Source organism: Paraplanobispora siamensis (assembly GCF_016863175.1).
In the GTDB taxonomy this organism is placed as follows: Bacteria; Actinomycetota; Actinomycetes; order Streptosporangiales; family Streptosporangiaceae; genus Planobispora; species Planobispora siamensis.
The window spans coordinates 1-13,552 of sequence record NZ_BOOJ01000039.1 but is presented as its reverse complement, the minus strand read 5'-3'; the positions used below and the strand labels follow the sequence as shown (position 1 = coordinate 13,552).

16 protein-coding genes and 1 pseudogene are annotated in these 13,552 nt (G+C 72.3%); 4 read left to right on the top strand and 13 right to left on the bottom strand.

Going from position 1 to position 13,552, the window contains the following annotated elements:
• Positions 1–38: 38 nt before the first annotated feature.
• Genes Psi01_RS24125 through Psi01_RS24110 form a run of 4 tightly spaced genes read right to left on the bottom strand, consistent with a single transcriptional unit; the run spans position 39 to position 4,562 of the window.
• Positions 39–1,760, bottom strand: coding sequence for a GMC oxidoreductase (locus Psi01_RS24125; protein WP_204066362.1), 1,722 nt, complete (start codon positions 1,758–1,760; stop codon positions 39–41).
• A gap of 3 nt (positions 1,761–1,763) precedes the next feature.
• On the bottom strand, positions 1,764–2,810 hold the full coding sequence (locus tag Psi01_RS24120) for a patatin-like phospholipase family protein (protein ID WP_204066361.1): 1,047 nt from the start codon (positions 2,808–2,810) through the stop codon (positions 1,764–1,766).
• Complete coding sequence (locus Psi01_RS24115; RefSeq protein WP_204066360.1) at positions 2,807–3,451, bottom strand: hypothetical protein; 645 nt, start codon at positions 3,449–3,451, stop codon at positions 2,807–2,809. Before Psi01_RS24115 ends, Psi01_RS24120 begins: the two co-directional genes overlap by 4 nt.
• A gap of 7 nt (positions 3,452–3,458) precedes the next feature.
• Entirely contained in the window at positions 3,459–4,562 is a 1,104-nt protein-coding gene (locus Psi01_RS24110; protein WP_204066359.1) for an alpha/beta fold hydrolase, read from the bottom strand.
• A 152-nt stretch (positions 4,563–4,714) separates the two neighbouring features.
• On the opposite strand from Psi01_RS24110, the gene Psi01_RS24105 reads away from it, so the two are divergent.
• Positions 4,715–5,227, top strand: coding sequence for a 2'-5' RNA ligase family protein (locus Psi01_RS24105; RefSeq protein WP_204066358.1), 513 nt, complete (start codon positions 4,715–4,717; stop codon positions 5,225–5,227).
• A 101-nt stretch (positions 5,228–5,328) separates the two neighbouring features.
• Here the strand turns inward: Psi01_RS24105 and Psi01_RS43485 are convergent, their stop codons facing one another.
• Both Psi01_RS43485 and Psi01_RS43480 read right to left on the bottom strand, forming a co-directional pair.
• On the bottom strand, positions 5,329–5,442 hold the full coding sequence (locus tag Psi01_RS43485; RefSeq protein ID WP_307819260.1) for a DUF397 domain-containing protein: 114 nt from the start codon (positions 5,440–5,442) through the stop codon (positions 5,329–5,331).
• Positions 5,442–5,870 (bottom strand): helix-turn-helix domain-containing protein, encoded by a 429-nt coding sequence (locus Psi01_RS43480; RefSeq protein ID WP_239127977.1) that lies wholly within the window; start codon positions 5,868–5,870, stop codon positions 5,442–5,444. Before Psi01_RS43480 ends, Psi01_RS43485 begins: the two co-directional genes overlap by 1 nt.
• Positions 5,871–6,002: 132 nt before the next feature.
• On the opposite strand from Psi01_RS43480, the gene Psi01_RS24095 reads away from it, so the two are divergent.
• Positions 6,003–6,470, top strand: coding sequence for an ATP-binding protein (locus Psi01_RS24095; protein WP_204066356.1), 468 nt, complete (start codon positions 6,003–6,005; stop codon positions 6,468–6,470).
• Between the two features lie 59 nt (positions 6,471–6,529).
• On the opposite strand, the gene Psi01_RS24090 is transcribed toward Psi01_RS24095, so the two are convergent.
• Positions 6,530–6,937, bottom strand: a complete 408-nt coding sequence (locus tag Psi01_RS24090; protein WP_204066355.1) for a hypothetical protein — start codon at positions 6,935–6,937, stop codon at positions 6,530–6,532.
• 220 nt (positions 6,938–7,157) lie between these two features.
• On the opposite strand from Psi01_RS24090, the gene Psi01_RS24085 reads away from it, so the two are divergent.
• Positions 7,158–7,397: a hypothetical protein gene (locus Psi01_RS24085; protein ID WP_204066354.1), complete on the top strand. Its 240-nt coding sequence runs from the start codon at positions 7,158–7,160 to the stop codon at positions 7,395–7,397.
• A gap of 37 nt (positions 7,398–7,434) precedes the next feature.
• Here the strand turns inward: Psi01_RS24085 and Psi01_RS24080 are convergent.
• From Psi01_RS24080 to Psi01_RS43475, 3 genes and pseudogenes are all read right to left on the bottom strand, one after another.
• Positions 7,435–8,268, bottom strand: a pseudogene (locus Psi01_RS24080) (MMPL family transporter); the annotation flags it as partial.
• Between the two features lie 198 nt (positions 8,269–8,466).
• The gene (locus Psi01_RS24075; protein WP_239127976.1) at positions 8,467–9,567 is read right to left on the bottom strand and encodes a lysozyme; all 1,101 of its coding nucleotides are present in this window, start codon (positions 9,565–9,567) and stop codon (positions 8,467–8,469) included.
• A 219-nt stretch (positions 9,568–9,786) separates the two neighbouring features.
• On the bottom strand, positions 9,787–10,203 hold the full coding sequence (locus Psi01_RS43475) for a beta-L-arabinofuranosidase domain-containing protein (RefSeq protein ID WP_239127975.1): 417 nt from the start codon (positions 10,201–10,203) through the stop codon (positions 9,787–9,789).
• Positions 10,204–10,719: 516 nt separating this feature from the next.
• Between Psi01_RS43475 and Psi01_RS24065 the strand changes: the two genes are divergently transcribed.
• Positions 10,720–11,043: a LacI family DNA-binding transcriptional regulator gene (locus Psi01_RS24065; protein ID WP_239127978.1), complete on the top strand. Its 324-nt coding sequence runs from the start codon at positions 10,720–10,722 to the stop codon at positions 11,041–11,043.
• Between the two features lie 56 nt (positions 11,044–11,099).
• Here Psi01_RS24065 and Psi01_RS24060 read toward each other — a convergent pair whose 3' ends face one another.
• The 3 genes from Psi01_RS24060 to Psi01_RS24050 form a co-directional block, all read right to left on the bottom strand.
• Positions 11,100–11,705, bottom strand: coding sequence for a DJ-1/PfpI family protein (locus Psi01_RS24060; protein ID WP_204066352.1), 606 nt, complete (start codon positions 11,703–11,705; stop codon positions 11,100–11,102).
• 441 nt (positions 11,706–12,146) lie between these two features.
• Entirely contained in the window at positions 12,147–12,695 is a 549-nt protein-coding gene (locus Psi01_RS24055; protein WP_204066351.1) for a WD40 repeat domain-containing protein, read from the bottom strand.
• Between the two features lie 94 nt (positions 12,696–12,789).
• Entirely contained in the window at positions 12,790–13,437 is a 648-nt protein-coding gene (locus tag Psi01_RS24050; RefSeq protein ID WP_204066350.1) for a class I SAM-dependent methyltransferase, read from the bottom strand.
• Positions 13,438–13,552 lie beyond the last annotated feature (115 nt).

Sequence of the window (13,552 nt, the reverse complement as noted above, 5' to 3'; positions counted from 1 at the left end):
CATGTCCGGGGTCTTTCCGGCGTCCTCCGGGAGATCTTTCAGGCGGGCACCCTCTCCAGCATCCGGGTGCACGCCCGGTCGGCGAAGGCCGCGATGGTCAGGGAGGGGTTGGGCCCCACGGGACCGGGCATGGCCGCGCCGTCCAGGACGTAGAGGTCGGGATGGTCGAAGACCTCCCCGTTCGCGTCGCACACGCCCTCGTGCGGGCCGTCGCCCATGGGGGCGCCGCCCAGCGGGTGGACGGTGATGATCCGGCGGACGAACCAGGAGAACCACACGGGGTTGTCGATGTACGACGCGCCCAGCTCGTCGGCGATCGCCCGCATGGTGGCGCGGACCCGCTGGAAGTACTCCATGCTCGTGCGGGTGCTCCACCGTACGTCGAGGCGGCCGTCGCGCAGCCGCATCACGCCGTCGGGGATGTCGCGCCCCATGCCGAGCAGGGGCAGCGAACCCGACGACAGCGTCCCGTCGGACAGCAGCCCGGAGATCGCCGAGCTCAGCCCGGTGTCGGCCGAGCGGGTGGTCTGGGCGTAGAGCCACCTGATCGCGAAGTCGGCCGCGCGCAGCAGGAGGCGGACCCGGCCGCCGCCGCTGTACTCCGCCAGCCAGTCCACGAAGGCCGGGTACCCGCCGTCCTGCACGTAGTAGCCGCGTCCCTCGCCGCCGTCGGCGCCGTCGGAGACGCGGACCGCCGCGGTGATGACCGGTCCCCGGCTCGCCCGCAGCAGGGCGGGGGCCGCGCCCCGGCCGGGCAGCAGGAAGGTGAGCAGATCCCCGTTGCCGCAGAACCGCGTCCCGAGCGCGTCGCTCAGGCCGGGAAGCTCGGCCCTGCTGCGCAGCAGCAGCAACGTCGTGCCGTACGTCCCGGCGGCGAGGATGAGCCGGTCGCAGGTGATGTGGCGCTGGGGCAGCGTGCCGGGGGCGACCTTGTGCCCCTCGTAGGAGGGATCGTGGTGGACGTAGCTCACCTCGTACCCGCCGGAGAGCCCGCGGCGGATCGCGCGCACCTCGCACCGCGTGCGGATGTCGGCGTCGTGGTGCGCGGCCGCCGACAGGTAGGTGTGGTCGAGGGTGTTCTTGGCCCCGTCGTTGCAGCCGATGTCGCACTCCCCGCACAGCCGGCAGGTCTGGCGCGGCAGGCCGTGCACGTTGCCGTACTCCGCCGGGGCGATCGGCAGGCCCAGGCCGGGCGGGGCGCCGGGGGCGGGCGCGAAGCTGACGGCCAGCGGCGGCAGCTCGAATTTGAGGTGCAGTTTGGCCGCCGCCTCGCGCAGCTCGGCCGTCTTGGGGGTGACGCTGTAGGCGGGCTCCCGGAACGGATAGGGCGCGGGGGTGAGCATCGCCTCCACCGCGTCGTAGTGCGGGTCGAGGTCGGCCCGGGTGATCGGCCAGGTCTCGTAGCCGCCGCCGGGCAGCGGGTCGTCGCGCACGAACCAGCGCTCGTCCTTGCGCAGCAGGACGTTCGCGTAGATGAGCGACCCGCCGCCCAGCCCGCTGGAGACCACCGAGCTGAAGCCGTTGAAGCGCCAGACGTCGAACAGGCCCTGGAGCCCCTGGTGCGGATCCCAGAAGGCCCGCTTCATCTCGGCGGGCGAGCGGGGGAAGCTGCCCGGAGGGTAGGCCCGCCCCCGCTCCAGGACGACCACCGACAGGCCGGCCTGCGCCAGCCGGTAGGCGGCGACGGACCCGCCGAAGCCGGAGCCGACGACCACGGCGTCGACGTGCTCGGTACCCCTGCCATCCCGATGGGCCGCCATGGGTCAGCCCCTCCCGGTCCTGGACGGCTCCTCCGGCCAGCCCTTCAGCGCGCGCTCGGCCTGGGCGTGGCCGAACTCGATGAGCTGCTCGGCCGTCTTCTCCCGGAAGCCGAGGAAACCGCTGAGCGTCAGCTCCCTGCCCTCCGGTTCGATGAGCCGCAGGTCCACCTGCTTCTTGTCGCCCGCGAGCTCCGCCTGCGGGGCCTGCTCGATGAGCGTGTTGATCGTCTTGGCGTGCTCGTAGCTGCTGTAGACGGAGTAGCGCGCGATGTTGTCGGCGATCCGGCTGATGGCCGCGCCGAGTGAGGCCGGCGAGCCGAGCACCGAGCTGACCCCGGAGGCCGAGACCACGACGACCGCGTCGGGCCGGTAGTCGAAGACCGGGGACAGCGGGGTGTTGGCCACCAGACCGGCGTCCACGTGCTCCTGGCCGCCGTGCATCCCGGGCCGGAACAGCAGCGGTACGGCGGCGCTGGAGAACAGGTGGTCGACGGTGAGCTCCTCCTGCAGGTACTCGTACGACAGGCTGTAGGGCCGTTCGGCCGCCGCCGGCGCCCGGTCGCGCTCCGGCTTCCTGTTGGTGAAGCGGATGACCCGCCCCGTCGACAGGTTCACCGCCGAGACGATCAGGGTCATCCCCTCGCGGACGGGGATGCGGCCCTTGGGGTCGTTGGGCCGGCCGAGGTTGTCCAGCACCCACCGCCGGGCCTGGCGGGTCTCGGCGAACCAGGTCCAGGCGATCGTGTTGAGCAGATAGTCCGTCAGGCCCGTGGTCGGCCCGCGCAGCAGCGCGCCCCAGTTGATCAGCCCGAAGTCGAGGCGGGGGCCGGCGAAGTCGAGCGGCCGGACCGAGCGCCACATCCTCGCCAGTTCCTCGGCCTTGAGGCCGACGGCCACCGCCGCGGCGTTGAACGCGCCCGCCGACGTCCCGGAGACCACCTGCACCCGGTCGAGCAGGCCCCGCTCCTCCAGATGGGCGATCACCCCCGCGCCGAAATAGGCGGCCGGCGCCCCGCCGCCCGACAGCACCAGGGCCAGCTTGCCGCTCATCGCTCCCACCCCGCCTCGGATGGTACGGCGCGCCTGCGGGCGGCCTCGGCCCAGGCCTGGGGACGGCTCAGGTAGGCCTCGCGCACATTCCTGCCGAACAGCAGCCCGAATGCGGCCATGGCGCGCGCGGCCTCGTCCGGCGAGACGGCCTCCCGCGCCCGCATGGACGCGATCATCCTGGCCAGGCCGGCCAGGCCGATCCGCAGGACGCCGCCGCCCGCGACCGCGTCCCCGTTGCGGTACAGCCGCGAGTGGAGGGTCGTGGTGTCGGGCATGAGGTCGAACCCGAAGTCGTCGCGCACCCTCTTCTCCCCGGCGAAGCGGTGCCGCGCGCCGGCGTGCTCGAACTCCGCCTCGTAGGTCATCAGCCGCAGCCCCCCGCCGCGGGACGGCACGAAGAGCTGGAAGGTGCCGTTGCGGAAGGGGATGCGGCGGGTGATGCCGGGAAGCTCGATCTCGCCGGAGAGCGCGGCGGTGTGCTGCGGGTCGGCGACGAACCGGTCCACGTTCCCGATCGTCACGGTGGAGTGCAGGCGCAGCCGCCACCCGGTGCGCCGGCCGACCCGCTCGCCCTCCTGCGGGGTGTCCACTCCCATGGCGAACGGTCCGCTCATCGTCTCGTGGAAGACAAGTCCAGTCATGGCGGGCTCACCCCATGTGCCGCTTGAGGAAGTCGATCATGTAGGGGAAGACGTCCTGGTGGGCGTGCTGCCCCATGAAGATGTCCTGGTGGCCGTAGCCCGGGAAGACGGCCAGCTCGTGCCGGCCCGGCACCACCGCCTGCAGCCGCTCGTGGCACACCACGTTGGAGTCGGCGAAGACGTGGTTCCTGTCGCCCGTGGTCAGCAGCATCGGCGTGTCGATCGAGGCCGCGTCGGCCAGGTAGTCGCGGGGCAGGGCGTCGTAGCGGGGGTTGCGGGTGTCGTACTTCACGGCCCTGCCCGCCCGCACCATCTTCAGGACGTGCCGGTAGTAGTTCAGGCCCGTGGGACCGTACAGGTCGCCGCTGCGCCGGTGGGTGACCGGGTGGAGCTTGTCGTGGGCGTAGAGCGCCGGCCAGCCCGTGCCCCACATGAGGCTGAGCATGTGGCAGGCGGGCTCGTCGCACTCGGGGTGGAACAGCGACACGACCTGGGAGAAGATCCGCCCGCGGGACAGGAGCGGCTCGTTGTGCCAGGACGGGTCCAGGTAGGGGAAGCCCAGCACGTACTCGACGAGGGTGGGGGCGAACGTCAGCTTCGCCCGCGACCAGGCCGGCACCCTGGGCGTGAGCGCCGCGCTGTTGGCGATGACGCTGCGCACGCCGGACACGGCCCCGCCGAACAGGCTCATCGTGAACGAGACCGCGCCGAGGCAGTGGCAGATGACGTGCACCCGGCGCTCGCCGACCACGTGGCGGAGCGTCTCCAGGGCGGCCGGGTGGTCGTACAGCGCGATGTCGTCGAGCGTGAAGCGGTGCATCGACCGGTTGTACGGATGCCGGTTGCTCATCCGGTAGTCCAGCGTCCACACCTCGGGGAACCCGTTGTCCAGCAGGTAGCGGACGAGGTTCTCGTGCTCGGGCATGATGAACATGTCGCTGGAGGTGGTCAGCCCGTGGATCACCAGGACGATGTCGTCGCTCTCGCCTCGCCTGAACCGCAGCATGTCGAGGCCCAGGCCGTCGGCGGTGGTGAACGGGTGGGTGGAGACCTCGGCGTCCGGAACGCCCTCAAGGGTGAACAGGGGAATGTGGCGTGTGACAGGTGTCATGGCTGTCTCCCCGGTGAGGCCATGGGAACCCGTCCATCCTCAGTGCCCCACCCGGGATGCGAATCAGGGAACGTCCTAGGGAAAACCCCGGGCCGGGTCCCCAGGGGTGGGCCCCTCCCAGGGGGCGGAGGCGCCCTGGCTACCCTTCAGCCATGGTCGCCGCCCTGGAGCTCTATCTCGATCCGGTCGCCGAGAAGCGGATCAGGACGCTGTGGGACGCGCTGGCCCGGGAGGGCGTCCCGTCGATGCGCGACCTGCTCAAGGGCCGTCACCGTCCGCACGTCTCGCTGATCAGCGCCTCGCGGCTGGACGGTCCCGCGGTGGCCGCGGCGCTGCGGGGCATGGAGGTGGCCGTCCCGCTCAGTCTCCGCTTCGACTTCGTCGGGCAGTTCCTCGGCCGGGTGCTCTGGCTCGGCCCGGTCCCCACGCCGCAGCTGCTGGCCCACCACGCGGCGGTGCACGAGCGGCTGGCCGCGGCGGGGATCACCGGGTTCGACGTCTACCGGCCGGGGGCGTGGGTGCCGCACTGCACGCTGTCGATGCGCGTGCCGTTCCCCAGGCTGCTGGACGGGATCCGGCTGTGCATGGACGTGCTGCCGATCGAGGCGACCGTGGTCGCCGCCGCCGTCGCCGACCACGCCAGGGACACGCTCATCCCGCTGTGAGGCATCCCGCTGTGAGGCATCCCGCTGTGAGGCATCCCGCTGTGAGGCATCCCGCTGTGAGGTGCCGTGGGGCGCCGCGGATCACGGCGCCCTCCGCCGGGTCAGCGGCTCCGGTCGAACTCGTGGGCCTTCACTCCGCCGATGAACGCGTCCCACTCGGCGGGGATGAAGGACAGCGCCGGGCCGTCGGGGTCCTTGGAGTCGCGCGCGGCGATCAGCTCGCGTGCCCGGCCTTGTGGCGGGGGCCGGCGGTGACGCCTGTGAGCTCCGCGGCCTCGTCGCCGCGCAGCAGCACGCGGGCGTACGCCTCGGTCTGCAGCAGTCCGGGGAACACCAGCGGCTCGTAGGCGCGCAGGCTGGTCGCGACCTGCTCCTTGTCGCGCCATCTGCCGAACCAGGAGGGGATCTGCCGGCCCTTGCGCCAGTCGAGCAGCCGCTGGAGGGCTCCGCCGGTGCCGAGGGTCTCGTCGCGGACGTGGGCGAGCTCGGGGCTGGCCGGCAGCCGGCCGGCCTCGATGCCGCTGATCAGGGACTCGCTGAAGTGGATCCGCTGGGCGAGCTCGGCCTGGGTGAGGCCCGCCGCCTGGCGGTAATGGCGTAGCCCCCTGCCCCATATCGCCTGAGGCGCGCAGATGTCGACCATGGCATCCTCCTTGTCGGAGTTCAAAACCAGGGGTATGGACTCCAGCACTCCATTCTGGTAACCATTCGACTACCAAAAGTAGCGGATCTTCGTCACGCTGACATTATGAGATCCACGGCGGGGAGGCAGGACATGGAACAGGTCCTCAAGGCGTGCTCGATCCTCGCCGAGCACCATTACACGCTGGATCCCGCGATCCGCACCCTGGGGGAGAAGCGGGTGCCGCGCGAGGGGCGGGTCATCGCCTCCGTCCGGCGCTTCGTGCGCGACGTGGCCGCCGACTGGGGTGCGGCCGACGGCGTTCCCGAGGTCGCCGAGCTCCTGGTGTCCGAGCTGGTCACCAACGCCGTCGCGTACGGCGCGGGGGGCGTGCCGTACGCGACCTCCGTGCGCGTCGTGGTCGGCAGGGAGAGGGAACTGCTGGTCGTGGAGGTCTACGACTCCTGTGTCACGATCCCCCGGATGAGGCGGGCCGGGGACGCCGACGCCTCCGGCCGGGGGCTGGCCATCGTCGACACCCTCGCCCACGCCTGGGGGTGGACCCCCAACCCCCACGGCAAGTCCGTGTGGTTCCAGCTGGCGGCCTGGCCCCCGGACTGACGCGGTCGTCCGGGGGCGGCGCCGGACTGACGCGGTCCTCCGGGGGCGGCGGGGTACGGCTAGCGGTACTGCGGCTTCTTGGGGGAGTCGCCGCCATGCTGGTGGAGGCCGCCCTGCGCGAAGGCGGGCCTGCGGCGCAGGAGGATGACGACGATGACGCCGCCGATGAGGAAACCGCCGCCGCCGGCGGCCATGGCCAGGCCGGCGGTCCGCTGGGTGGACTCCTCATCCAGGTCGGTGGAGGCGAAGCCGTTCCACTTCTCGATCTCCTGGGTGAGCTGCTCGTAGCGGGCCGGGTCGCTCTCCTTGACCGTCTCGGCCTCGCGGCTCAGCTCCTCCGCCTTGGCCAGATGGCTCTCGACCCGCGCGCCCGTCTCGCTCGCCCGGGAGAGCGGGATCACGCTCGCGCCGGCGACGAGCAGGCCGATCACTATCGCCGCGATTCCGACCCACCGAATGTGCGCCACCGAACATCACCTTCCGTCAGTGCTGACCGCGGCCGTGTGCGTGCCGGACGCGGGCGGCGGGCCGCCTCCGGCCGCCGTGGGGGAACGCTATCCCGCGTCTTCGCTGGTCACATCCGTCATGCGGGGGACCGTGGCTCACCCGTCCGGGCGATCGCTGCGGTACGTGCGTCATTCCTACCAAAAGGGGTATGCAGGCATTTATATCTACAAAGGGGGAGAAATGGTAGCCAAGAAGATGGAAGGGAACGAGGACCAGCGTCGCCAGGCGGCCCGTGAGGCACGCAGGGCGGGCAAGACCCCGAGCGAGGTGAACGCCACGAAGGGGGGCTCCAAGCAGCGCCACTCCCGTCCGAAGAGCGAGCCGCACCACCACGAGGAGCGCCTGTCCTCGGTCCACCGCGGCAAGCAGGAGGGCGTCCGCAAGAGGCTGGACTCCAACGCCAAGCCCGAGTACAAGTAGACGGCCCGCCCGGCGATCCGCCCGGCCGTCCCGGCGCTCAGACCACCTGGGTCGCGTGCAGGCGGGACACGGTCCAGGTGCGCTGACGCCGGGCGGTGAAGGGCGGCAGCGCCCCGGCCAGCCGGGCAGAGACGTCGATGGCGACCGCCGTGTGACCCGTCACGGCCACCTCGACGCCGTACTCGTCGGTGAAGTGCCCGCTCAGGCCGCGGACGCGGGTCACGAGGTCCTCGGTGGCCCGCGACTGCGGATCGCCCTCGGGAACCAGGGCGATGATCCCGGTGTCGGCGGTCGGGTTCGGGGTGGCGGTGGTGACGGCGGCGACCCCGGGCAGGTCCCGCAGCTCGTCGGCGATCCGGCGCACGACCCCGACGGGATCGGTGGTCCTGATGATGTCGGCGGTGACGAGCAGCGGGCCGTTGAACCCCGGGCCGAAATGCTCGGCGACCAGGTCGTAGGCCTGGCGCTGGGTGCTGCCCGGCGGCGCGGTGCCGTTGCCGGGCAGGGCCAGCCGCAGGTCGCGCGCCGGCAGGGCCAGCACGCCCAGGGCGAGCACCACCAGCACGACGGTGACGACCGGCCGGCGGGTGACGGCACGGACCCAGCGCTCCGCCGGGCGCGTGCCGCCGGTGCGCTCCCCGCGCCAGGGCAGGCGGGAGGGGGCCCGGCGCGGCCGGAGCCGGTCTCCCGAGACGCCGAACAGGGCCGGCAGCAGGGTCAGCGCGACGAGGACGGCGACGAGCACCGCACCGGCGGCACCCAGGCCCATCGTGGTCAGGAAGGGGATCCGCGCGACGGCGAGTCCCAGCAGCGCGATGACCACGGTGAGCCCCGCGAACACGACCGCCGACCCGGCGGCGGCCACGGCCCGCCGCCCGCCGGCGCGTCCGCGCCCTCATGGCACCCGGAACTTCTCGGCGATACACGGACCGAACCCCGTGAACGGCGATCCGGGGAACGGAGTTGGCGACGGCGGGAGGATCACGACGGCGGCCGGGACGGTCCCCTTGCCGTCCCCGGAGGACGTCTTGGCGCGGGAGGGCCCTGCCGGACGCCGATCGGGCGGGCCCTACCGGACGTCGACGTAGCCGGTGGCGCTCTTGGCGGCCAGGCGCCGGGAGTCCCCGGCGTAGACCGCCTGCCAGGAGCCGTCCCCGCTCGCCGTGAACGTCTTGCGGAAGGTGCCGGTGGCGCCGGTCGTGGCGGTGCCCGCCGTACGCCAGGTCGCCGATCCGCGGGGCCTGAACTTGATGGTGACGCGCTGCTTGGCGGCGGCCGTACGGGTGCCGGCGGCGGTGTACTGGCTGAGGGTGCCGACGAGCGTCATCTTCCGGCCGCGCTTGATCCGGTCGGGCCCGGTGTTCACCAGGGAGACGCGGGTCCTGGCCCTGGTCGCGGGGGCGGAGCCCGCAGCGGGGATGACCGCCCCGGTGCTCTGGCCGGTGGCCAGCTGCTTGAGCTGCGCGGCGGTGCCGTTGAAGACGTTCTGGTCGCCGGGGAAGGTCCCGGAGCTGGCGTACTGCCAGATGGCGTGCCGGGTCCAGCCCGAGGGCAGGGTGCCGACGGAGGAGGCGTAGCGGGCGATCCAGAGCGGGTGGTCGCCGAAGGCGGCGCTGCCGCCGGTGCAGGTCTGCCACCAGTAGGTGTTGGTGTAGATGGTGGGCCGCCTGCCGGTCAGCGCGAGATAACGGTCGCTGAAGGAGCGGATCCAGCTCACCATCTGGGCGGGCGACAGGCCGTAGCAGGTGTCCAGGCCGTTGGAGGACTGGTACGGGTTGAACTCGATGTCGAGCGCGCCGGGCAGGGTCCAGCCGTCGGCCGTCCAGCCGCCGCCGTTCTTCACGAAGTAGTCGGCCTGGGCGGCGCCGCCGGACTTGTGGGGCAGCGCGAAGTGGTAGGCGCCCCGGATCATGCCGGCCTGGCGGGCGCCCTGGTACTGCGCGGCGAAGTAGGGGTTGCGGTAGGTCACCGACTCGGTGGCCTTGACGTAGGCGAACCGCCCGCCCGCGCCGTACACCGACGGCCACGACACGCTCGGCTGGTGGGAGCTGACGTCCAGCCCCTGGATACCCGACGGGACGGAGGCGGCCAGCGCGGGTCCGGGAATCGCCACGCACGCGGCGGAGGCGAGCACCAGCCCGCCGAGGACAGTTCCGGACAGACGTTTCACTGGTGCCCCATCCCTCACAGGGCGCTCTGCAGCGCCGGCGTTTCTCCCTCCGATCGGCCGTCACGCGGACGGCATGAGGAAGGAGGAACGGGCGGGGATGTGAGGTGGGTCACGACCGGCCGGGCAGGCGAAAGCCCGGTGAGCGGGCCCGCTCACCGGGCTTTCATGATCTTTTCTGTCGTGGGGACGCGGAGGTCCGCCGGAGGAGGGGGCAGGGTGTCATTCCGCCACGGGCAGCCAGACGCGCATCGTCGCGGGACCGCGGTTGCCCCAGCGGTGGTACGGCACCAGCCGCAGGGTGATCTTCCGCCCGTGGTCCGGCAGACCGGACAGGCCGGACAGGGCGGGCATGGCGGCGTACGGCCAGGCGTCCTGGCCGGGGGAGTGGAGCAGGGCCTCCGTCTCCAGCTCGACCACCCCGTCGGCCTCCAGCTCGGTGAGGGGACCGGGCAGGACCTCCACCTCGGCCGGCGGCGGCTCGTCCCCGGGCGACTCGGCGCAGTAGACGATCGGGCCGCGCTCCACGGCGGCGCAGCCGCGCAGCGCGTCGATCCCGCGGCCGGGCCCGGTCCACCGGGGCCGCACCGGCAGATCGAGCCTGACCACGTCCCCCGGCCGCCAGTCCCGGTCGGCCACCGCGTACCCGGGCGCCGCCCCAGCGCGTGTTGAGGTAGCCGTCGGGCTCCTGCGCGGCGGCCACGTCGTACCCGCCGTCGGCCATCGGCGAGGAGTGCCACGGGTTGAGCCAGACGGCGTTCACTCCGAGGTCCGCCAGCTCGGGCAGGCCGGGATCCCCGGCCCGGGCCATGGCCTCCAGCAGCTTGTAGATCTCCGAGTCGCTGAACTCCCTGCCGCGGTGCGGGCCGCGGGGGGAGCGGAAGTTGCCGATCCAGTCCTCCCGCTCCATCCAGTCCCGGCAGTGGGCGATGACGACCTCGCGGCCGAGCCGGACGCGGTCGCCCCAGAAGCCCGGCGAGAGCCGTACGGCCTCCAGGCCCAGGGGGGACGGCACGCCGGAGGAGGGCGGGACGGGACTGACCACGCAGGGCTCCAGACATGAATCCGCGCACGTAGCGGCGCTGCAGGACGAGGAAGAGGATCAGGCAGGGGACGGCCGTGGTCATGACGCCCGCCTGCGACATGCCGTAGTCGATTGGCCACCAGCGAGTTGATCAGCACCACGCGCGGGTCCTCGGCGGAGTACTTGTTGTCGGCCAGGTCGATGCGCGCGACCACGGTTTCGCGCAGGCGGGCGAGACGCTCTACGGCGCGTGGTCGCAGCGCTGGGGGCGGCACGCGGCGGAGCTGCTGCTGACGGCGGAGCCCGAGGTGGACGCGGTGTTCTGCGGCAGCGACCAGATCGCCGCGGGGTTCGTGGAGACGGCCAGGGAACGCGGCCGGGCGACGCCCGGTGTGCACGCGATGCCGTGCAGGCTGGCGGTACGGGACTCAACCGCTCCCTCGGGCGGTTCGTGAGGGCCGGGTTCCCGGGCTTCCAGTGGTCGTACGGCGAAGCCGCGTCCGGTCCCTCCTCAGTCCGGGAGCGGCTCGTCGGCCAGGTAGGGCGGCGCGGGGTCGTACTGGATGAGGCGGCGGACGGCGCGGGCGTGGTCGCGCCCGTGGAGCCGGCCGATCAGCCACAGGGCCATGTCGATCCCGGCCGACACGCCCTGGCTGGTGACCAGGTTCCCGTCCACGACGTACCGGGCGTCGCGGACCACCGTGATCTCACCGCGCGCCTGCAACCCGTCCTCGAACGAGCGGTGGGTGGCCACCCGGCGGCCGCGCGCCGGGCCCGCCTCGTGCAGCAGCAGGGCGCCGGTGCACACGCTGGTGACCCACGAGACCTCGGCGGAGGTCTTGGTGATCCACTCGACCACGGCCGGGTTGTTCACCTCCCGGCGGGTCCCGGTGCCGCCCGGCACCAGGAGCACGTCCAGCGGCGGATGGTTCTCAAGGGTGTGGTCGGGCAGGACCCGCATGCCCTTGTTGCAGCGTACGGGGCCGTCCTGCTCGGCGATCAGGACCGAGGTGTCGGCGCCGCCCCGCAGCGCCGAGGAGACGGTGAACACCTCCCACGGGCCGGTGAAGTCGAGCTCCTCGACGCCTTCGAAGATCAGCAGTCCGTATGTCGTCACGCGCACTCCCTCGTCGATCGCCTGCCCGGCACTCCGGCGGCGCGGCGCCAATGATCCACTTCTCCACGGTGCCGTCCCACCGGATATGCCGTCAACGGTGAGGAATGCCGTCAACACCAGAAAAAGAACACAACACCGGAACTGCCGGATAGACCGGTGCAGGTGAGCCTGTCCCTCCGGGACGCCCACGGCGAGTCCCCGCTGGAGCAGCGGATCTCGGCGACTCCTTCACCCGCAACTCGCTGCCGTGGGTACTGCCGTACTTCGCCGACGTCACCTACCTGCGCAGCGACGCGCCCACCACATCAGGGCCGGAGCATGTCGCGGAAACGGTGGCCCGGAGCGAGATCGTGGAGCACCATCTCGTCGGCGGGCATGCCGAGATGCTCGATGACGCCATGCTGGCCGCCCTCGACCGAGAGCGCCGAAGGCCGGGTTCCGTCATTCGCCCGTCGGTCCGTCCTGGGTGACGGCGTGCAGTGTGCCCGCGGACGGATCCCAGACACGTAGGTCACCGTCTCTGCCGCCGCTGACCACCACCGCGCGCCCATCGAGTTCGGCCGTGGCCAATGTCGTCACCGTCCCCCGGTGGCCGGTCAACGGCGTGCCGACCGCCGTTCCCGCGACCGGATCCCACACGCGCACGGTCGCGTCGTGCCCGGCGCTGACGACGGCCTGCCGTCCGTCCTGAAGCCCGATGACGGCCACCGAGGTCACCTGGTCGGTGTGACCGGTGAGCGGATCGTGGACCAGCGTGCCGGCGGCCACGTCCCAGATCCGCACCGCCCCCTCGGCTCCGGCGCCGGATACCAGCACCATCCGGCCGCCGGGCTCGGTGGCCACCACATCCCTCACCCAGTGGGAGTGGCCGGCCACCCGGGGGCCGAGCGGGCGGCCCGTGTCCGGATCCCACCGGCGCAACGCGTCGTCGGTGTAACCGGCCACCGCGATGGGGCGCCCCCGCAGGGAGGCGGTTCCCAGCGCGCTCACCGCGGGAAGCTTGTGACCGGTCACTACGGGCCTTCCTCGGGACAAGACGAACCGGTACAAACCATAAGGCCCACGGTTCTCCGAGTTGCGGGCCTCACTGCTTTCGGGCCAGCATCTGCACCGCCCGCGACCGGTTCCCGTTCATCGTGACGACGTCGATCCGGCGCTCGTCCACCAGGTCGAGGTCCGACAGGAGCGCGCGGAGGTCGGCGATGTCGTGATGGCGGCACACGGCGCCGTCGTCGGTGGCGAACACCCCGTACGGAGTGCCGGACCGCCGGGCGTGGGCCGCGTAGCGATCCCGGCTCCGCCTGTCGTCCTGCAGGACCATGTCACTGACGTAGAGCAGACCGCCGGGCGCCAGGACCCGGATCAGCTCCGCGACCAGGCTCCGCTGGGCGGCATCGTCGGGGACGCAGGTCAGCACCGCGAACAGGATGACGAGGTCGAAGCTCGCCGGCGCGCAGGCCGGTGCCGGCGGAGACTCGAGTACGGCGAAGCGCAGGTCCGGCCTCGAGCGGCGGCCCCGCGCGATCAGGGCCGGGGACGGGTCCACGCCGGACAGGTCGGAGAAGCCGCGGTCGCTCAGCTCGGCCATGACCCGCCCGTACCCGCAGCCGTAGTCCAGCACCCGGACGTCGCGGCTCACCCCGGACAGCCATGTGAAGTCCACCGGGTGGGTGAACGTCTTCGCGGCGCCGACGGTGTCCCAGTACGCGACCTGACTTCCGGGATCCCTCATGCCGGCAAAGGCTACAGCCGCTCCTGGCTTCCGGCCCCGGACTCCGGGCTCCGGGCTCCACCGACGCGACTCCGATCTCCACGGACGCGCGGTACGGCGGGCGCACGGTGCGCCC

Excerpts from the sequence above, each read along its gene's own strand:
- Psi01_RS24095 (WP_204066356.1), top strand. The coding sequence starts at position 6,003 with ATGGAACAGGTCCTCAAGGCGTGCTCGATCCTCGCCGAGCACCATTAC.
- Psi01_RS24105 (WP_204066358.1), top strand. The coding sequence starts at position 4,715 with ATGGTCGCCGCCCTGGAGCTCTATCTCGATCCGGTCGCCGAGAAGCGG.
- Psi01_RS24120 (WP_204066361.1), bottom strand. The coding sequence starts at position 2,810 with ATGAGCGGCAAGCTGGCCCTGGTGCTGTCGGGCGGCGGGGCGCCGGCC.
- Psi01_RS24050 (WP_204066350.1), bottom strand. The coding sequence starts at position 13,437 with ATGAGGGATCCCGGAAGTCAGGTCGCGTACTGGGACACCGTCGGCGCC.
- Psi01_RS43480 (WP_239127977.1), bottom strand. The coding sequence starts at position 5,870 with ATGGTCGACATCTGCGCGCCTCAGGCGATATGGGGCAGGGGGCTACGC.
- Psi01_RS24085 (WP_204066354.1), top strand. The coding sequence starts at position 7,158 with ATGGTAGCCAAGAAGATGGAAGGGAACGAGGACCAGCGTCGCCAGGCG.
- Psi01_RS24110 (WP_204066359.1), bottom strand. The coding sequence starts at position 4,562 with ATGACACCTGTCACACGCCACATTCCCCTGTTCACCCTTGAGGGCGTT.
- Psi01_RS24115 (WP_204066360.1), bottom strand. The coding sequence starts at position 3,451 with ATGACTGGACTTGTCTTCCACGAGACGATGAGCGGACCGTTCGCCATG.
- Psi01_RS24125 (WP_204066362.1), bottom strand. The coding sequence starts at position 1,760 with ATGGCGGCCCATCGGGATGGCAGGGGTACCGAGCACGTCGACGCCGTG.